The 254-nt window shown below is 62.6% G+C and carries 1 protein-coding gene; it reads right to left on the reverse strand.

Translation table 11 applies throughout. The features are described 5' to 3' along the window. The coding region (locus MTQ12_RS14860) for an integrase core domain-containing protein (RefSeq protein WP_247619231.1) at positions 1 to 254 on the reverse strand (254 nt) is incomplete at both ends.

Here is a 254-nt window from a genome sequence, read left to right on the forward strand (position 1 = left end):
ACCAGTCGACCCAGCCGGCCGTCGCGTACTCGACGTCCGAGAGCGTCCTGAAGGGCCCAGGATGGAAGACGGTGGTGCGGATGCACTCGGTCTTGAACAGGCCGTTCACGGTCTCCATGAGCGCGTTATCGTAAGCGTCGCCGACGGTACCGATCGACGGCGCGATGCCCTCGAGGTCGAGATGCTCGGTGTATCGGATAGATGTGTACTGGGACCCGGCATCGCTGTGGTGGATCAAATCGCCAGGTGAGACG

The organism is Brevibacterium sp. R8603A2, from assembly GCF_023072605.1.
Classification (GTDB): Bacteria; Actinomycetota; Actinomycetes; order Actinomycetales; family Brevibacteriaceae; genus Brevibacterium; species Brevibacterium pityocampae.